Annotated in this window: 17 protein-coding genes and 1 pseudogene; 9 read left to right on the top strand and 9 right to left on the bottom strand. The window is 41.9% G+C overall.

Going from position 1 to position 19,440, the window contains the following annotated elements:
* Positions 1-51: 51 nt before the first annotated feature.
* Positions 52-1,791, bottom strand: a complete 1,740-nt coding sequence (locus RMZ43_RS23385; RefSeq protein ID WP_322648417.1) for an ABC transporter permease — start codon at positions 1,789-1,791, stop codon at positions 52-54.
* Between the two features lie 67 nt (positions 1,792-1,858).
* Complete coding sequence (locus tag RMZ43_RS23380) at positions 1,859-3,184, bottom strand: nitrate/sulfonate/bicarbonate ABC transporter ATP-binding protein (protein ID WP_322648418.1); 1,326 nt, start codon at positions 3,182-3,184, stop codon at positions 1,859-1,861.
* A 350-nt stretch (positions 3,185-3,534) separates the two neighbouring features.
* Between RMZ43_RS23380 and RMZ43_RS23375 the strand changes: the two genes are divergently transcribed.
* Entirely contained in the window at positions 3,535-3,858 is a 324-nt protein-coding gene (locus RMZ43_RS23375; RefSeq protein ID WP_416212436.1) for a hypothetical protein, read from the top strand.
* On the top strand, positions 3,848-4,216 hold the full coding sequence (locus tag RMZ43_RS23370; RefSeq protein WP_322648422.1) for a pentapeptide repeat-containing protein: 369 nt from the start codon (positions 3,848-3,850) through the stop codon (positions 4,214-4,216). The genes RMZ43_RS23375 and RMZ43_RS23370 overlap by 11 nt, the downstream gene beginning before the upstream one ends.
* A 117-nt stretch (positions 4,217-4,333) precedes the next feature.
* On the opposite strand, the gene RMZ43_RS23365 is transcribed toward RMZ43_RS23370, so the two are convergent.
* On the bottom strand, positions 4,334-5,326 hold the full coding sequence (locus RMZ43_RS23365) for a LysR substrate-binding domain-containing protein (RefSeq protein ID WP_322648423.1): 993 nt from the start codon (positions 5,324-5,326) through the stop codon (positions 4,334-4,336).
* A gap of 257 nt (positions 5,327-5,583) precedes the next feature.
* Between RMZ43_RS23365 and RMZ43_RS23360 the strand changes: the two genes are divergently transcribed.
* The 3 genes from RMZ43_RS23360 to RMZ43_RS23350 all read left to right on the top strand — a co-directional run bounded on the left by RMZ43_RS23360 (position 5,584) and on the right by RMZ43_RS23350 (position 7,820).
* On the top strand, positions 5,584-6,294 hold the full coding sequence (locus RMZ43_RS23360) for a cadmium resistance transporter (RefSeq protein ID WP_322648424.1): 711 nt from the start codon (positions 5,584-5,586) through the stop codon (positions 6,292-6,294).
* A gap of 79 nt (positions 6,295-6,373) precedes the next feature.
* On the top strand, positions 6,374-7,039 hold the full coding sequence (locus RMZ43_RS23355) for a hypothetical protein (protein WP_322648425.1): 666 nt from the start codon (positions 6,374-6,376) through the stop codon (positions 7,037-7,039).
* A gap of 352 nt (positions 7,040-7,391) precedes the next feature.
* Complete coding sequence (locus RMZ43_RS23350) at positions 7,392-7,820, top strand: YidH family protein (RefSeq protein ID WP_322648426.1); 429 nt, start codon at positions 7,392-7,394, stop codon at positions 7,818-7,820.
* Between the two features lie 8 nt (positions 7,821-7,828).
* Here RMZ43_RS23350 and RMZ43_RS23345 read toward each other — a convergent pair whose 3' ends face one another.
* Entirely contained in the window at positions 7,829-8,551 is a 723-nt protein-coding gene (locus RMZ43_RS23345; RefSeq protein ID WP_322653600.1) for a class I SAM-dependent methyltransferase, read from the bottom strand.
* A 327-nt stretch (positions 8,552-8,878) separates the two neighbouring features.
* Here RMZ43_RS23345 and RMZ43_RS23340 point away from each other — a divergent pair, with 327 nt between their 5' ends.
* The 3 genes from RMZ43_RS23340 (at position 8,879) to RMZ43_RS23330 (ending at position 13,166) form a co-directional block, all read left to right on the top strand.
* Positions 8,879-9,073: a hypothetical protein gene (locus RMZ43_RS23340; RefSeq protein ID WP_322653601.1), complete on the top strand. Its 195-nt coding sequence runs from the start codon at positions 8,879-8,881 to the stop codon at positions 9,071-9,073.
* A gap of 57 nt (positions 9,074-9,130) precedes the next feature.
* Entirely contained in the window at positions 9,131-12,730 is a 3,600-nt protein-coding gene (locus RMZ43_RS23335; protein WP_428850922.1) for a tetratricopeptide repeat protein, read from the top strand.
* Positions 12,731-12,887: 157 nt separating this feature from the next.
* Positions 12,888-13,166, top strand: coding sequence for a hypothetical protein (locus tag RMZ43_RS23330; protein ID WP_322653603.1), 279 nt, complete (start codon positions 12,888-12,890; stop codon positions 13,164-13,166).
* A gap of 83 nt (positions 13,167-13,249) precedes the next feature.
* On the opposite strand, the gene prmA is transcribed toward RMZ43_RS23330, so the two are convergent.
* Entirely contained in the window at positions 13,250-14,170 is a 921-nt protein-coding gene (gene prmA, locus RMZ43_RS23325) for a 50S ribosomal protein L11 methyltransferase (protein WP_322653604.1), read from the bottom strand.
* Between the two features lie 71 nt (positions 14,171-14,241).
* Positions 14,242-15,822: a phosphoglycerate dehydrogenase gene (gene serA / locus RMZ43_RS23320; RefSeq protein WP_322648431.1), complete on the bottom strand. Its 1,581-nt coding sequence runs from the start codon at positions 15,820-15,822 to the stop codon at positions 14,242-14,244.
* A 684-nt stretch (positions 15,823-16,506) separates the two neighbouring features.
* Between serA and RMZ43_RS23315 the strand changes: the two genes are divergently transcribed.
* On the top strand, positions 16,507-17,226 hold the full coding sequence (locus tag RMZ43_RS23315) for a Uma2 family endonuclease (RefSeq protein ID WP_322653605.1): 720 nt from the start codon (positions 16,507-16,509) through the stop codon (positions 17,224-17,226).
* 12 nt (positions 17,227-17,238) lie between these two features.
* On the opposite strand, the gene RMZ43_RS23310 is transcribed toward RMZ43_RS23315, so the two are convergent.
* The 3 genes and pseudogenes from RMZ43_RS23310 to RMZ43_RS23300 form a co-directional block, all read right to left on the bottom strand.
* Complete coding sequence (locus tag RMZ43_RS23310; RefSeq protein ID WP_428850924.1) at positions 17,239-17,328, bottom strand: hypothetical protein; 90 nt, start codon at positions 17,326-17,328, stop codon at positions 17,239-17,241.
* A gap of 213 nt (positions 17,329-17,541) precedes the next feature.
* Positions 17,542-18,396 (bottom strand): bifunctional class I SAM-dependent methyltransferase/HIT family protein, encoded by an 855-nt coding sequence (locus RMZ43_RS23305; protein ID WP_322653606.1) that lies wholly within the window; start codon positions 18,394-18,396, stop codon positions 17,542-17,544.
* Between the two features lie 190 nt (positions 18,397-18,586).
* Positions 18,587-19,348, bottom strand: a pseudogene (locus RMZ43_RS23300) (Uma2 family endonuclease).
* Between the last annotated feature and the right edge of the window lie 92 nt (positions 19,349-19,440).

The following is a 19,440-nucleotide window of genomic DNA, read 5'->3' as shown; positions in this document are numbered from 1 at the left end:
TCAAGCTAACTACAAACCTTTAATTATTCACGTCGTTCTAGTTACTTATTCTTAAACCAATAATTGATATTTCTCTTGAGCTAGATTATAAAGTGGTCGCCAAACCAAACGATTGGTCAGTACTACCAAAAGAGACATTACCACAGTCGAAGCCAACAACAGAGAGAAATTGCCTGTAGCTGTGGCATGAGAAATTGTTGCGCCTAATCCAGGAGTACTAATTATTCGCCCTTGAAATGTGACGTACTCACTAACGATACTGGCATTCCAAGCGCCACCAACGGCGGTAATAATTCCTGTAATTAGGTAGGGAAAGATTGCAGGTAAAATTAAGGTTCGCCAACGTTGCAAAGTTGAGAGTTTATACACCCAAGCTGCTTCGATCAGGTCTGAGGGAATCGACTGTGCCCCAGCAATGACATTAAACAGGATATACCACATTGTCCCTAACATCATCAGAGCGATCGCACCAATCTGCAAACCACCAGCGATGCGGGTTAAAGCCAGCAAAAGTACTGGAAATAAGGCTGTTGCTGGTACAGAAGCAGCGATTTGTACCAATGGTTGTAAAACTTGAGCTAACTGTCGATTGCGACCAATTGCTACTCCTACGGGTACTGTCCACAATAGGGATAATATCAAAGCAATTACCACTCGCAAGGCCGTTAATATAGCGCCTTTCATTACTTGTTGCCAATCATCCCAGCCTAAAGTCCGTAACAGCAGTACGGCTTCCCAAGTACCCCACAGCACAATTAAGGTGAAGCCACTAACAAATACCCAATTTACAAAAGTCGGTAAATTTAGGTTTCCTTTGGTATTTACAGGTAGAGAACGCACGGGAAACGAGCGAATTAAACTATTGTCTAGGACTGTTTGTAATGGTTGAAAAACGCGATCGCTAATTGCGCGTAAAGTAGGCGATCGCCTGAAAATATCTAATACCCACGATTGGGGTGCATTTTCAGTTTCAAGCATCTCTAACTTGAATCTTTCTGCCCAAGCAATCAGGGGTCGCCACACAAAAAAATCAGTCACCACAATAATCCCAATCAGCAGCGCCAAGCCCCAGAGTATAGCTAGAAAGTCTCCATTATTGGCTGCTGTACCTAAAAAAGAGCCTAATCCAGGCAAGCGAAAATCTTTATTACCCAAGGTAAATGACTCAATTGCAATTAAAAAAAACCAACCTCCAGCCACCGACATTACACTATTCCATACCAAACCAATTACACCAGATGGTAACTCCAACGTCCAAAAACGTTGCCAGGGATTAAGCCGATAAACCCGCGTTGCTTCTCGTAATTCTTGCGGAATACTTTGAAGAGATTGGTAAAAACTAAACGTCATATTCCAAGTCATGCCAGTAAAAATTAGCAAAATTGCTGCTATTTCTACACCAATTCTCTGACCCGGAAACAGGGCAATCAAAGCCAGCACCACACCTGGTAAAAAAGACAATACTGGAATCGATTGCAGAATATCCAACATCGGAATTAAAATCCGTTCTGCAATTCGGGAGCGATAAGCGGTATAGGCATACAATAGGGTGAAAATTAAAGATAAAAAGTAAGCAAGACCCATACGGATCAGGCTTTGGGCTGCATATCCTGGTAAAGCATTGATGTTTGTAGAAATCGTCAGTTCGGGTTGAAAAGTACCGCTAAATTGTGAAGCAGTTCTAATAATTGCCACAATAAAAGATAAAATCACTAGAATTAGCAATCCATCTTGCCAAGTCCAATTGTTACGTCCCAGAGTTTTATTAGCAGGAGTGAGCGGTCGAGTCATATAAGTAGGGAGTAGAGGAGATTAACAATTCAAAATTCAAAAATCACAAATGACTAATAACCAATGACTAATGACTAACAACAGCTTGCTCTAAAAAGATTTGTCCCGATGGCTCATCGTAACCGTATATCTCGGCGTAACGACCCCACTCAACAGCACTGTTTAATTGCCGCTCGGCTTCTTCTGGACTAAAATGACTTTCTAAAATATCTAAAATCAGTTCTTCTGGAATACGTTGATTATTTTTCGCTTCTAGAAGACGGTAAATTTGCTGTACTAAACGAATATGAGTTAAAAGTTGCGATCGCACAATTTGTTTGCGATCGTCAATACTACCATTAATAAATTCTTGCCCGATTGGCTTTAGGCTAATATCACCTTCTGCGAGTTCTACAAAATCCATTAATTTTGCAGCTTCCACAATTGGTAAAATATCATCTACTTCTAGTTGCAATTCTTGGGTAAGCCGAGATAAATCTTTTTCTTGACGATCTTCTAAAATTTCCAAAAGACCGGCAATAGAACCAATTCGCACGGCTGGTAAAGACTGATATTTTGCTGGTGGTGTTGCATCTGGTACAGAGGTAGTAGCTGGAGGCTGAATTTTTTCTAATTCGGGGTTGGTGATGATTGTATAAACTTGATCTACTAGGGCTTGAAAATTTGGGTGTTTGCGATCGCGGTAATGGGGTAAAGTCACAGGTAAGTCAGCCCGAATTCTTCCCGGATTGCGTCCTAAAACAATAATTCGATCTGCCATAATTACCGCTTCCTCAATCCCGTGGGTGACGATGAGAATGGCTTGGGTCGGTATTCGACGTTCTAACCACAAATCTAATAACTCAAACCGTAAGTTTTCTGCTGTCAGCACATCCAATGCCGAAAACGGCTCATCCATACATAACAATTCTGGTTCTACAGCTAAAGCTCTAGCAAATCCAACTCGCTGACGCATTCCCCCAGAAAGCTCTTTGGGATAGGCATTTTCAAAACCATCCAAACCAATAATATCAATCATCTTCAGTGCCTTTTGCCGTCGAGAATCTGGCGCTTCTCCTTTTGCTTTTAAACCTAGTTCCACATTCTCTAATACAGTTAACCAAGGATAAAGAGCAAAACTTTGAAAAACAATTGCTACCCCAGGATTTAATCCAACTAAGGGACGATTATGATATATGACTTCACCTTGACTGGCGGGAATTAAGCCAGCAACAATCCGCATTAAAGTAGATTTCCCTGAACCTGAAGGGCCTAGCAATGCAACTATCTCCCCCGGTCGCAACTCAAGATTGATATTTTCTAAGATGACAATCTGCTGACCATTGGGCTGCTGATAAGATTTGCTGACATTTTTTAGGTCGATCAGATGTTCGGTTGCTGTTTTAAAGGCCATAATTCTTTCTGTAAGAGAATAATTAAATAAAATCTCATGTTGAGGTTATTTTACAATTAAAGCTGCTAAAAATGGCTTATTTTGCAATTTTAACAATTCGGTAGTTTAACTACTCGCTTACGTAGTAATAAATTAGCTCTAAGAGTTAATAAGAATAATTCCACTAATTGCTGCCAAAAAATAACCCTTGCCCGAATATTAAAATGAATATATTGTTATATTAGTTTTGTGCAACCGAGTAAATTTGGAATGATTGCAGATATTAAATAAACAATCTCTACTATGGCGGTTACAATAAAAATACCTTAAGTTAAAGAGTATCTTAGAGATAGAAGTTTAATTCTTGTTGGGTGGCGATCGTGAATACAGAGGAATTTCTGCAATTAATCGAAAAGCAGCGCTCATGTCCCCAGACGCTACCAAAAGCACTGCAAGCTATGTGGTATGACAAAAAAGGTGATTGGAGCAAAGCTCATGAAATACTTGGAAATGCTAGTGATGCCGATAGTGCTTGGGTTCATGCTTACCTGCACCGCGAAGAAGGCGATTTGAACAATGCCCGTTACTGGTATCAGCGCAGTGGTCAGCCAGAGTTTTTAGGAGAACTAAGCCAGGAATGGGAACAAATAACTTCTGTATTGTTAAAAAAGGTAAACGCAACGCATGGATGCTGAGGAATTAAAACGACGTTTTGCCGCAGGAGAAAGATATTTTCCAGCCGTCAATTTGAGTAGGAACAAGTTGATTGGAGCCTATTTGCCTGGAATAAATTTATGGGGTTCTGACTTGAGTGGAGCGAACTTAGCTAAAGCTAAACTCTGGGGAGCAGATTTAAGTAGAGCTAACTTAGCCAAAGCAAACTTGACCAGAGCTAATTTGAGCGGTGTCAAACTCAATGAAGCAAATCTCCGGGGAGCAAAACTCAACTATGCTAAGTTGTATGGAGCGAATTTGACTGGCGCTTATTACGACGACAGCACACGGTTTTCTAGAGGTTTTGACCCCATTAGTCAAAATATGCGGAAGGTGTAAAAGGGACTCGGTACTAGGTATTGGGGACTGGGTACTGGAAAAAAGCTTTTTAAAATTGGTGGTGGATAAGAGCAACCACTATGATTTTTCGATTTAGTACCTAATCCCCAGACCCCTTTAAATAACTGATTTTGATACATGTTGATGTGAACCATCTAACATAGGTGATATCAACATTTGTTCAAAGACTTTGGAAAGAGCAGTTTGAAAACGCTGGCGATGTTTGAGTTTGAAAAAAGGTCGAACTATTTCTGCGTAGGTGTAGCCTGCCGTAGGTATTGCACCTTTAGCTTCTCTATTATCAATAACTCGAATTGCCCGGAGTGTTCCCAGCTGTATTTCTTTTTTTACCATCAACTCAGAAATTCCAATTGCACCAACACCATCTTCGATCGCTGCTTTTGTCATCTCTCCACTATTAAATACTAAAATTACATCCAATTCACTGAGATTGATTCCCCAATTTTGTAGAGCTTCCTCAAACCTTTGCTGGGTTCCAGAACCTGGTTCTCGCATCACCCAAAGGGTTTGAGTTAATTGGCTTAAGTCAATTTCTCCCCACTCAAACCAAGGATGTTTTTGACCTACTACAATTTGTAAGCGATCGCTCCCCACTATTTCATACTCTAGAGTACTCTGGAGGGCTGGCTTCACATCTCCTTCTACCAAACCCAAATCAAACTGTCCTGTCGCCGTTCCCATACAAATCTCTTCTGTATTGGCAAGGCTACAGTTAATTTGGATACCGGGATACTGGCTTTTAAACTCACTAATCTTACTTGGTAGCCAATAGTTACCAATTGTCAGACTTGACCCTAATTTCAACTCACCCCGTTGCAGATTGTTCAATTCCCGCAATCCCCTTTCAGTTAAGGAAACTTGATCGAGAATTTTTTGTGCTTCCACTTGCAATAATTTACCAGCCTCAGCAATCTCAATATGGCGACCAATCCGATGGAACAGTTTCACACCGTATTCTTGCTCTAAGTTGTGGATTGCTGCACTGACGGCCGGTTGTGTAATGTAAAGCTCCTCTGCTGCGCGAGTAAAGTGTAAGTGCTGCGCCACAGCCAGAAAAATCTTTAACTGCTCAAACGTCATTCCTGCCATTTATGGTGTCCCTACAACTTGGTGTAAAATTTTTAATCACTTTCATTTATCATTCTGACAAACAAAAGCATTTGATTCTATCGGTTAGTTTGACTAAAGTATAAATCAAAGCTTCGGCACGGACTCAAACAACCAAGTAGAGAGCAGGGGAAAGCAGAGAAAGTAGAGGGAGCACAGGAGTAGAGGAGAAATAACCAATGCCCCATGCCCAATGCCCAATGTCTAATTCCCAAGCATGAAAATAAGGACTTCCACAAATGAGCGATTTCGTAACTGCAATTACCACAGGGATTACCGCATTCACTGCCACCAACATCGATGATATTGTCATTCTGACGTTGCTTTTTTCACAAATAAATAAAACATTCCGCAGTCGTCATATCCTTGGTGGTCAGTATCTCGGTTTTGCTGCATTGATCGTTGCTAGCCTTCCCGGTTTCTTCGGTGGACTGATTATACCGCAAGACTGGATTAGACTACTTGGTTTAATGCCAATAATCATTGGTATGAGTAGTTTACTAAAACGCGAAGAGGATTCACCAGAGGAAGCCGAAGAAGAAACTGAACCGTCTTGTCCTTCTGTGCTTGCCAGTTTTATCTCTCCGCAAACATGCAATGTAGCTGCGATCGCCTTTGCCAATGGTAGTGATAATATCAGCGTCTACGTGCCCCTGTTTGCCAACTCAGAATTAGATAGTCTGCTGGTAATATTAAGTGTATTTTTTACAATGGTGGGCGTATGGTGTTATACCGCTTACAAATTAACCTACTTGCCTGCGATCGCTCACTTTTTAACAGAGAATGGCAATACTTTTGTGCCTTGTATATTGATTGGACTCGGTATATTTATTGTTACAGAGAATGTTACTTGGACTCTTTTATCTGTAGTTTCTAGTTATATATTTTCATTAATTTTAGGTTTTAATAATCAGCCGTCGGGTGAAAAACAAGAAGAACTAAGTATCTAAGAAGAGGTGCATCATGAATTTTCTCACTAAAATGAATTCTAAATTGCAAAAAATCTTATCTATCAACAGGAGTCAAAACATGAAAATCTGGAAATCTCTGCTAATTGTCTTGATGGTTTTGGTGAATCTCGCCCTTGCTCAACCTTCTTTTGCTGATCGACCAAAGTTTAGCAAAAACCCTGACTATATCGAAGTTACTAAAGCTCTGAAAGAACTCTCTCAGACAAAAGATGCCCAAACTCAAGTTGAAGGTCTTACACCAGAAGAAATTCAAAAGAGAACCGAAGAATTAACACTGCAAAAATATGCTTTAGAGACGGGAATCAACTGGGGTCAATGCGAAAACCAAACAGGTAATACCATAGCTGTATATGGCAAAAGACCAAATGATGAAGACGAACAAGAAGATGCCCTATACGACAATAACCTGTATTTTCTAGCGAATGGTCAGTCCACTCAAAACAACTGGGATTGTGATGGCATCTATCTAGCGAATGATGTCAAAGTAGCAAATTTCACTTCTAGCCCTAATGGGAAAGGTCAAGAATTGACAGGCCCAGCCGCTCTAAAAATACTTGATGGAACTCAGTTGGTGATTAAGACAAATCCAGATACTGGTGCGATTGACTTAAATGTTCCGACTGTGAAAGTTCTTAACAGCAAAACGGCTAATTGGTTTATCCCAGATATATCGCAGGCTATCCTAAATACACGAGTTCCGAATGCGCCTAGCAATCAGTCTTGAAATAAAACTGTATAATTTATCTATTTTTGAATGATTATTCATTAAATAGGGTAACAGCCAATATTCAGAGGAGAAGCAAGATAAACACTAGTGCAAACCTCTCTGATATTGGCTGTTTTATTAATTACACCTTATTACTTACACTTGCTTTGTACTATCAATTACGAATTATTAGCTCAGGCTTGTTTTATTTAGATATCTGCATTAAAATAAATTGAGAAAAATGTACAATCATAACAGATATATTTCATTAGCGCAAATATTGTGCTGGGTGCAAGTCATCTGGAAAGAGATTTACTATTACCTTTACATTTTTTTGAGAAGAGCCGCTTTGGGGATAAGGGTGTTATTGATGCAGTTAAAATCAAAACCTACAGAAGAAGATAAAGATAAAAAAAAGCCAGGACGATTAAATCCGTCCCGAATTCGAGATCACTTGGCAAATGAACGTACCTACCTCGCTTGGATGCGGACAGGGATTGCTCTTTTAGGTTTTGGTGTCGTCATTGTGCGTCTGCGTGCCTTCCATGTACCTTTAGTACCCCGTCCTGGCAACGGCTGGAAGTTAGGTTTAGTCTTCTCACTAGTGGGTTTGATTACCGTGTGGCTATCAACGGCACATTATTTCGCAGTCCGTCGTGATATCGAAGAAGATACTTATGAACCGACAGACCGTTGGGTGTTGCTGTTCAGTATCGCTGTGATGATTCTCGGCGCTGGAGTAATCTATTTTGTTTTTACAACTTCTTTAGATCCATTAAGTCCAGTTATCCCTGAGTAATAGTATTTTTAAAACCGTACTTTGTATAACTCAAATAATTCCCCTGATTTGTGCGTTACGATTTTAGCACCAGCTGCCTTAATCGTTTTTTCCCACTTAGCCAAAGACTCTAAAAACACCTCAGCCCCCAAATAGGTTTCCAAAACTGCCCAATCTTCTGCTAAAGGCTGTTCTGGATTGAGAACGTCAAACACAAAATGTCCACCTGGCTTTAATACGCGCTTGACTTCTGCTAGTACAGCATTCCAGTATTCGAGTGGAAAATAGCAACTAAATCCTGTGGCGATCGCTAGATCAAATTGCTCTGGTGAATAGTTTAACTGATGAGCTGCTCCCAACTCAACACCTTTGAACAGCTTAGAATTCAACTGTGGCCCACGCGAATTCAGGGTATCCCGTGCCACATTACTGATTTCTTGCCCATGAAAAAACGCTTGCCAATCCCGCCAAGGATAGATTAAAAAGCTGATACCACAGCCAATATCTATACAGTGCTGGTTCTTTTTAGGTTCAGCAATTTCCCAAAAAGGGGAAGCAATTCTCCCTGAGAAACTACCTCCAATCCACTCCCGGAATATCGGCATCGCCTGTACTTCTGCTGGGAGTTCAAAGGTTTCACGTTGATACTCCCGGTTAAAACGATAGGCTACTTGCACTAATTTTTCTTGCCAGTCGCTGGAGTGATGGGCAGCAAAAAGATTTTGTAACTGTGAATCGGGCTTTTTAGACATTAGGTTTTTATTACTTTTTAACTACTTTAATCCAGTTCTAGTGTAGACAAAGTGCAAGCAGTAAGTTCTATGTTCTCATTGCCAGCGAACCGCTACAGGCGGTATTAAATGTAAAGCGGTTCGTTCTTTATTTCTTGCACTATCGACGCATCTTCATACAGAATTGATATTATCTATTCTCACTGCTGATGCTTCAGTCTTGAGAGCGAACATTACGATTTGATGTGAAGCATAGCGAAGCTTTAAGAAGATACGGCACAGGGAAACTGAGAAATTGCCTTGGGATGTTGTTTAAAATAAGCCTGGAGTTACTTGCAGATCAACACTATGGCAGAAATTCAGTTAGCGATTGAGGGTAAAGATGCAATCGCAGCAACAGAGGCGCTTTTGGCAATTCCTGGTATATCTGGTAACTATGCAGTGAGTGCAGATGCACCAAAAAGAGAAGGAGTAACCGCAACAGTTGCTACCATCGTTGGTATTGTTGGGGGTGCGATCGCTATTGCTGAACAAATCCGGTAGAGACGGAATTGGGGGTGGTAGACTTGGGGTAAATACTGAAGTCTCAAGATTGAGAACGTGCAAACCCTCCACCTCGACCTCAAGCCAGTTGATGATAATTACGTAGAATTACGTTACTTTGTTAATAATCCTAATCAGTATGAAAAGCGATCGCTTCCTCTCTCAGAAATCGCCGATTTGATTAAGTTGGCTGAGAGAGATTATTACGTCTCGTTTTTCCCAGAGGATTATACGGTAACTGGACGGCGGTTGTATAACTGGTTAGATGGGAGCGATCGCTGGCTGCAACCCTTGCTAGATAAGTATCGGCGTGAGGGGATTGTGTTAGCGATAACTTCGTTAAGCTCCGCTAACGCCACATCTGAAAAACTCGCCCATCTGCCTTGGGAAGTGTTGCACGATGGCAATGCTTTTTTAGTGCAGCGTGTCCCGGCTATTGTCCCGGTGCGCTGGGTGTCGGATAGCACGGTAAAAAAATTGACCATTGAAGGTGAACCAGAAAACCGGGCGCTGCAAGTTTTGTTTATGGCAACTTCGCCTTTGGATGTCAAACCTGTGTTGGATTTTGAGGGCGAGGAAGCACGGATTTTGGAGGCGACAAAGCGCCAACCTTTAGCGCTAACAGTGGAAGAAAGCGGCTGTTTATCGGAGTTGGGTTATTTAGTTGATGCTTACGACAAGGAATATTTTGATATTTTACACCTGACGGGTCATGCTACTTTTCAGAATGGGCAACATCGCTTCATTACAGAAACGGCAACAGGTGAAGCTTTCTATGCCAGTGCTGGGGATATCGCCCAAGAATTACAATTTCGATTGCCTAAACTCATTTTCCTCTCTGGTTGTCGCACTGGACAAGCTGGCAATGGCGGTTCTGTGCCGTCAATGGCTGAAGAATTGCTGGAATCGGGTGCAAAAGCGGTTTTGGGTTGGGGTCAAAAGGTTTTAGATCCTGATGCTACAGCCGCAGCTGCCGCGTTGTATCAGGAATTATCAGCCGGAAAGCAAATTATCGAGGCTGTTGCTTGTACTTATCAAACATTAATTAAGAACAAAGCGCGGGATTGGCATTTATTGCGGCTGTATGCAGCAGACAATTTACTGAGTTCATTAGTCACACCTTTGCGGACTCGTGGACGGAAACCAGCACCACCGCTTTCTGTTTCTACCCAGTTTCTAGATCCTGCGGGTAAGGTGAAAGTCCCGACGCGGGAGAGTTTTGTTGGTCGTCGTCGACAATTACAAAATTGTTTACGGGTGCTGAGTCAACCAAGCGATGAAGTCGGGGTGTTGATTCATGGGATGGGCGGTTTGGGTAAAAGTAGTTTAGCAGCTAGGCTGTGCGACAGACTGCCCAATTTTGAGCGCGTTGTCTGGGTGGGGAGAGTTGATGAAGCTAGTTCAGTGAGTCGCTTGGCGGAAAAGTTGGATGACAACGAACAACGCAAAAGCCTACAAAATTACGATGAAGAATTAAGATTTCGGCTGAGGCGAGTTTTTCAGCAGTTGCATGAGGATGCAAAGCCGTTTTTGTTGGTGCTGGATGACTTTGAAGTGAATTTGGAAACCCGCAATGAGAGTTATGTGCTGCAACCAGAAGCAGCAGAGGTAATGAAAGCTTTAGTTTGGGCAATTAAAGAAAATTCCACTTCCCACCGCATCATTATTACCTGCCGTTACGATTTTGAATTTACCCAGTTGCAGTATTTCCACAAGCAGCCGTTGGATGCACTACAAGGCGCAGATTTGCAAAAAAAGTGCGATCGCCTCACAGCCTTTAGTGCTAAATCTCAGGTGGATGAGGCGTTAAAATCACAAGCGCAGAAGTTGGCGGATGGTAATCCCTGCTTGCTGGAATGGTTGGATAAGATTCTGCAAAATACAACCGTTGATGTGGCGGCAATTTTGAATCGGTTAGCAGCAGATCCGGTGGAGTTACGAGAGCAAGTTTTGGCAGAGGCGTTGTTGCAACAGATGGATACAACCATGCGGGAGATGTTGTCACGGGGTTTGGTGTTTGAGTTGCCAGTACCGAGGGAAGCATTAGCCGCAGTTTGTGACACTATCCCCAATTTGCCACATTATATTAGTCGGGCGATTGCCTTGGGGCTGTTGGAAGTGAGCCATGATGAGGCGTTACGAGTGCCGCGCATTTTGCCTGTGCATTTACCGGAAGATGGGGAAGCTTTGCACAAGCAAGCGGCTGAGGTGTTGTATCGTTTTTGGTGGGAAGGGACAGAAATCCCAACCGAGAAACAATGCTTAGAAATTCATAGGCTGGCGTTGCGAGGAAAGGTAGACAAGATTGCGGTGGAAATAGCAGGGAAGTTAGCAAGGCACTGGAGGAATCAAAGCCGATTTCGGGAAGCTGTTCAATTGTGCAAATCTACTCTAGAAATTTCTGAAAATTACTTAGTTTTACATGGATTAGCTGCTTGTGAACAAGAACTGGGTGATGTAAGTAAAGCCCAAGAGCATTATCAACAAGCCCTAGATAACTGTCCAGCAGAAGACGAAAAAGAAAAAGCAGAAATTATTCATAGCTTGGGGTATTTCAAAGCCAGTAGGGGACAAATCAGCGAAGCGATCGCCTTGTATGAACAATCTCTCGCCCTCAGTGAACAAATCGGCAATGTCCAACTCAAGGCGGCGACGTTGCAACACTTGGGATATATCAAAGCCGATAGAGGAGAAATCAATGAAGCGATTGCCATATATGAACAATTGTTTGCCCTCAATGAACAAATCGGCGATGTTCAAGGACTGGCAGAGATGTTGCACGAAATGGGGAGACTCAAAGCCAATACAGGAGAAATCAATGAAGCGATCGCCTTGTATGAAAAATCCTTTGCCCTTAATGAACAAATCGGCAATGTCCAACTCAAGGCGGCGACGTTGCACGAAATGGGGAGACTCAAAGCCAATACAGGAGAAATAGAACAAGCGATCACCCTATATGAACAATCCTTTGCTCTCAGTGAACAAATCGGCCACGTCCAAGGTCAGGCGAGCACATTCCACCAACTGGGGACAATCAAAGCCGATAGAGGAGAAATAGAACAAGCAATTGTCCTTTATGAACAATCCCTTGCCCTCAAGGAACAAATCGGTGATGTTCAAGGCAAGGCGGCGACGTTGCACGAATTGGGGAACCTCAAAGCCAATACAGGAGAAATCAACGAAGCAATCGCCCTATATGAACAATCCCTTGCCCTCAATGAACAAATCGGCTATGTCACAGGTCAGGTGACGACTTTGGTCTGTTTGATGAAACTCAAAGCTGATAGAGGAGAAATCAACGAAGCGATCGCCTTTTATCAGCAATCTCTTGCCATCATTGAACAATTCGATGATGTCAAAATTAAGGCAACAATATTGAACAACTTAGGATATCTCAAAGAGAATACAGGAGAAATCAACGAAGCGATCGCCCTTTATGAACAATCCCTTGCCCTTGATGAACAAATCGGCAATGTTCAAGGTCAGGCAATAACGTTGTGGTGCTTAGGGGAAATAGCAGAGCAACAGGGCGATTACAATAAAGCACTAGATTATTTACAGCCAGCATTGGAGATATTGCAGCGTATCCAATTTCCTGATGCTGAGGGAGTGAGGCAAATGGTAGCGAGAGTGCAAGATTTAATTCGTAATTCGTAATTCGTAATTCGTAATTAAGAAATTTAGAATTTAATTCGGCTTTTTAGGTTGGCATCTGTCGTCTATTTTGAAGAATTTCTGTAAGCGATCCGTCTATTTTGAGTTAAGCTGACTCATCCACGAGTCTTTGATACTCGTCGGCGAGTCTTTAATACTCGTGAGCGAGTCTTTGATACTCGTGCGAGAGTCTTTGATACTCGTGCGAGAGTCTTTGATACTCGTCGGCGAGTCTTTGATACTCGTGAGCGAGCCTTTGATATTCATGCGAGAGACTTTAATACTCGCGCGAGAGTCTCTGATATTCGTGAGCGAGTCTTTAATACTCGTGCGAGAGTCTTTGATACTCGTTCAGCAGTTTTTTGGACTTGTGGCTTGGTTGTCGGAGATTGCGATCGCAATAATAGTACACCACGGCGTAAATAGAGCAACCATTTAAAATACCTAAATAGCTTATTCCATAATACTTTTGACTTTTGACTTTTGACTTTTGACTTCCGCCTTGCGGTACTACCTACTGAGTTAAGAACGCCGTGCATTCAAACAACACCATTCTTTTCGTTTCCACAGGGTAGCAACCACCCAGCCATTTTGTTCTAAAGCATCAGCAACACCTTTAGATTGTTCTAGTAAAATACCACTGAAGATCGCCCAAGTTTCCGGTTTAGCGATCGCACTCATTTCTGGAATTAATTCAATAATTACATGAGCCAAAATATTACAAACAATACCATCCACTGGATTTTCAAGCAGTTTTGTTAAAACGTCTACACTTCCCTGTGCTGGTAGTAAACGTTCTGAACTAATGTCGTTGAGCGCACCATTACTGATAGTTGATTGCACCGCTAAAGGGTCAGTATCTACTGCATAGACTTTCTCTGCTCCCAGTAGCAGCGCTCCAATAGAAAGGATACCAGAACCACAGCCAATGTCCGCAATTACTAGATGTTCATGTTTACCACTAGCACCCACAAACGACTGAGGAACTCCACTTAGCCGCATTTCCAGAGATTCCAAACATAGCTGAGTGGTGGCATGGTTTCCTGTACCAAATGCTACACCAGGGTCAAGACGAATCACTAACCGTTCCGTTGTTTCTGGTAATGGTAGCCACGCGGGGTTGATTAGGAAGCGATCGCCTATTTCTTGCGGATGCCAATATTGTTTCCAGCTAGTCGCCCAATCTTCCTCATCAATTAACTGCCATTGCAGTGAGGGATATGAAACTCCTACACAGAGAGCATCTTGACGCAGCCACAGCGATAGAGCAGCCAAATCTAGCAGCTGCGTTTGAATTGTCGATAAATAAGCCCTGACTAAAGATGAATTTCCTTTATTTTCACTAGCTGTTCCACGACAGCCAAAATCCTCCAGTCGCCAAAAGATCGAATCTTCTAGGTCTGGCTCACATAAAATCTGTAGTTCCCACCAGGTGTTTGCCATCTTTCAGAATTCAGGAGTCAGAATTCAGAAGTCAGGAGGAATTATTTCTTCTGACTCCTGGCTCCTGACTTTTAAAGTGTTACTGTATACGCGTCCCGAATACCAGGGACTTTTATAATCTCATCCAAAATGCCCTCTGGTAAAGGGTCATCTATACTCAGAGCCATTACGGCATCACCACGGACGATTTTACGACCTACTTGCATACTGGCAATATTCACATTAAAACTGCCGAGTAGAGAACCGAGTTTGCCAATAATCCCTGGCATATCGCGGTGCAGAGTAAACAACATATATTTACTGGGTGGGACGTTAATCGGGAAACCGTCAACATCAGTTAAATGGATTTCCCGTTCACCCAACAAAGCGCCGGTGACAGAATGAGTACCTAAAGTGCCGGTGGCTTCTAGATGAAGCGTTCCGGCATAGTCTCGAATGGAAGCATCGCGAGTTTCAATTACCCGAATTCCGCGCTCTTTGGCTTCTATGCTGGCATTTACGTAATTTACTCGTTCTCGCAAAGCTTGGTAAAGTAAACCTTTTAGGGCAGCTACCACCAAAGGCTGACTTTTGTTGGTTGCAAGTTCCCCTTGCAGTCGAATATTGAGTACTTCCACCCGTCCGCCAGCTAGCTGTCCTACTAGATTACCTAGAGTTTCTGCTAGTTGCATGTAGGGTTTGAGTTCTTCCAACACATCGGGGCCGAGTCCGGGAATGTTGACGGCTGAACGCGCTGGTAGTCCTAAAAGTACATCCCGAATTTGTTCAGCAACATCAATAGCCACATTCACTTGAGCTTCTGCGGTAGAGGCTCCTAAGTGGGGAGTGAGGATAACTTCTTTGCCTAGCGATCGCAATTCAGATTCACCCAGTGGTTCTGACTCGAACACATCCAAAGCTGCACCCCCGATTTTACCCGCTTTCAGAGCTGCTGCCAAAGCTACTTCATCAATGATCCCACCACGAGCGCAGTTGATAATCCGGGCTGTGGGTTTCATTTTTGCCAAGGTTGTGGCATTGATTAAGTGGGTGGTTTCTGGGGTTTTGGGGATGTGTAGGGTGATATAGTCTGCTTGCTGGAAGAGTAAATCTAACTCAACTAATTGACAGCCAAGTTGTTCAGCTCGGTCTGTAGAAATAAAAGGGTCATAAGCTAGAAGTTTCATGCCCATTGTCTTAGCTACAGCCGCAACATGAGAGCCAATTTTACCCAAACCGACAACGCCAAGAGTTTTTTTGTAGACTTCCGCACCGACAAAGCTATTGCGATCCCATGCACCGCGTTTCACCGAAGCATTAGCATCGGGGATGTGGCGAGACAAAGCCAAAATCATCGCTAGCGCATGTTCGGCGGCGGCGATCGTGTTTCCCTCTGGAGAATTGACTACTACAATTCCCCGGCGAGTGGCAGCCGGAACATCCACATTATCCACACCCACACCAGCACGACCGATGATTTTTAGCTGAGTGCCAGCTTCAATGATTTCTTGGGTGACACGCGTACTAGAGCGAATCATCAGCGCGTCATACTCACCAATAATTTCGATCAGTTCTGCTGGTTTTAGACCTAGTTTGACATCAACGGTAGCAACTTGCGAAAGAATGTCAATTCCAGCTTGGTCAATAGAATCTGAGACAAGAACCTTCGACATGATTACTTCATTTAAAGCTACAGGTTTTGCTGCACAAGACTTTTTAGTTTAGTCTTTATCTGTCACAATTCAGCAAAAATTATTCGTTTTAATATCAACTTAACTTTTACTTACGTTGCGTGGTAATGGTATCGAAGCATAAGTTGCTCTCAATCGGTACTGCCTCCTAAGTATTGGAACATGAGTGGCAGTTTGCACCACCCTGTCGCTAAATATAAAGCATTAATAGCACTTAGTACCTATATATTTATTAATAGTTAAGAGTTACCAAAATTTTATCATCTTAAGCAACTTACTTATTGAAGTAGAAATGCCTGCATTCTTGACTGGGCTGCAACTTTAGCTTCGGCAATGTTCTGCACTACCAACAAACAAGCTAGTAACTATTATATCCGTGGAATCTTGACTATTTCTCAATACCACAAGTGGTATCCCTTAGTCAAAGCAAAACATTACATTATTAAGATAATCGGATTGTGACAGTTAGAATCTAGGCATCAAATAAATTTTCTTGTTCGTGATTCTGGCAGATTTAAGATTGTCTAGTAGTTAAAAGCTGTCAGTTAGTATCAGCGGAGTACCTAATATATATTAGTAAACTAATGATATAGTTGCGGATAAATCGCTATAATTCTGGTGAGTCAAAGAGAGCCAAATATCCTTTGAGTTTTGGGGAAACCAGCCATGTTAGAGTACAACTTGCCCAGGTACTTGCCCTCAGCCGAAGAACTACCAGACTCTGATGAAACACCTGTGGATAATGAACTACAAGAATTAATACCAGGCTTGCTGAAAGCGATCCTGCTGATACTTTGGTCAGAGCGTATGGATTGGCTCTTTGGCATAGATATGGGTATTTATTATCACCCCGATAAACCGGCCATTGTTCCAGATGGGTTTTTGAGCTTAGGGGTAGAGCGATTTTATGATGAAGAACTGCGTCCGAGTTATGTGCTGTGGGATGAAAATGTTGTACCGATTTTCGTCCTAGAAGTAGTTTCCCAAAATTATCGCAAGGAATACACTACTAAATTGGTTGAATATGAGGCTTTAGGTGTACTTTATTACGTGATTTATTCGTCTCGTCGTCGCCGCAAACCGCATTTAGAAGTACATAAGTTAGTTAATGGTAGGTATGAATTGCAAGAGGGAAACCCCGTTTGGCTGCCAGAAATTGGCTTAGGAATTGGTTGCGAAAGGGGAAATTATTGCGGTGTAACGCGAGAATGGTTGTATTGGTATGATGAGCAAGGACAACGGTATCTCACACCCGCAGAACAAATAAAACAAGAAGCACAACGCGCTCAACAAGAAGCACAACGCGCTAAAGTTGCAGAACAAAGAGTGCAACAATTGACAGAACAATTAAGAGCGCTGGGAATAGATCCAGATAATCTGGCTTAACTGAAGTAAATATCAGGAAATGTATAAGACACTACCTGAGCAGATATACTCTAGCTTTGACCAAAATATTTTTTTTCGGAGGATAATTGCTGTTGATTCCATTGCTGCAACTGTAGCGTATCCAGCGATCGCTAGCATCATCAAAATGAAAGGCTAGGCACTCAGGATAACAATGTAGAGATTGTACTGAAAAAACATGGTGAAGAATCATTATAAGATAAGTTTGAGTAAGTCATGAGGTTCCAGCAATTTTCATAATTACTTTAAAACGGTCAAGTTACAACAGAATTATGAACCTGAATTATTACAGAAAAACTATTGTTTTTTAGGAATAACGTTCCTGATTCCACTTTTAGTAGAGACAGTATCACCTTTGTAACGAGGGATGATATGAATGCTAGCGTGCATAATATTTTGACCTGCGGCTCGATTGATATTCATTCCTACATTAAAACCATCAGGCTCAAATTCTGTTGTGAGAATTTTTTGTACTTGATTTACCATAAACCAGCAAGCAGATTGCTCTTTAAATGGTAGTTCAAAATAATTGCTTACATGACGTTTAGGAATAACTAAAACATGACCTTTATTTATAGGATAGCCATCAAATATAGCATAAGCAGTCGCTGATTCCGTTAATAGTTTTAAAGTTCTATTGGGATTACAGAATATACAATAATTAGATGAATTTCGCTGATGATTATAGTGAACATACTTATATAATTCTCGATATTCATCTAAACAAATTGAAATAAAAGGAAGTTTGACGATACATTGGTATGTTGCTTTTTTGTGGACATAATGCTCTCTAAAACCTTCTTTTTTGATATCCCTTCTTACAGCGTAATAAGCTTTACCTCCTGGTTTTAATAAGTGGGATATTTCCATAAGGACATTAGTTTGTTCTTCAGGAAATAAAACATTTAAAACATAAAAGCAAATTATTGTATCAAATTTATTATCAGGATATTCTGGAAAATAATAAGGGTCATAACCTGTAATATCAAAACCTTTTTGGCGCAATACTTTAACATCATTACCAAAGCCACAACCAAAATCTAGTATTTTGCCTTGTAAAAGATTTTGATTTAATAAAAGCTGTGCTGGAAATGATAGATAATTTCTTTCGATCGCAGTAAGATGACTGAACTGATTTTTTTGCTTTTTCATAGAATTTTGGTGTTAATGTCCCAAAATTATTATTCCCAGCATTTCTTCAGGTTATGCTATGTCTACGATGGTCACTGACTTGTACTGAGCGACTTGCCTTGAACCTGTCCTGAGCGTAGCTGAAGGGAGGCGTCGAAGTAAGAGCAAAGTCGAAAGGAGTCGAAGTAGGTTGACAAAGTGTCGGCTACGCCTAAGCATCAGGGTCAATACCTAGCTCACGTAACTTAGCTGCTAATATATCAGCACGCTGCCGTTCTTGTTCAGCACGTTGGCTTTCCTGTTGGGCACGTTGGCGTTCTTGTTGGGCTTGTTCGCTACTCCACAACAGCAAATTTCCTTCTCTATCCCACCAGCGCAGCCAGTTCATGGTTTGGCATAATCTTTCACCTTGCCAAATTCCGAGGAATAACTCTAACTCAGGAATCCAAAAGCGTCCATTAGCGTCTGCTTGCTGCAAGGTATATTGTCCATTTTGCAAGCAGCGTAGTTCTATGCTTGGTTCGTAAGGGTCGTAGGTTACGTAGGTTGGAACTTGGAGAATCTTTTCGTAATAATAGAGTTTACCGTAGGGTGGAGTTGAACAGACTCATAGTTCTCCACCTTCTGTATCTGAGAGAAATTCCATCACCACAGCTACAGCAGCACCTTCTAAATTCGGGGTATAGCTACGACGAACTACATTTGTTCCCACAGACTGCACTTGAGGAACGTAAAACCAGTCTGGTGCTTTGACAACGATTTTTTTGTTAACTGTGGCTACAAGTCCAAAATTAGAGCCAATCAGCATCTGGGGTTGGATGCGTCCTGTGCTTCCTAAAGCATCGGTAAGCGCAGCAGCGATCGCGGGTTGTTGAATATTTTCCACTGGATCGTCTGGTAAAATGAAGTCGGCTGGAAGTGCTTCCCAAGTAACAGTTGGTTCTTTTTGGATAGGGTTAACTTGTAGAACCATAAAAGTATTCCTAATATCCATGCATAGTATATAGTTATTTTTAACAAATCTTCAGGGTTTACATCGTGCGATCGCAGCATATAAATTCAGTA

Origin of the sequence: Nostoc sp. CmiVER01 (assembly GCF_034531135.2) — a bacterium.
Lineage (GTDB): Bacteria > Cyanobacteriota > Cyanobacteriia > Cyanobacteriales > Nostocaceae > Nostoc.
This window is presented reverse-complemented; position numbering and strand designations above follow the sequence as displayed.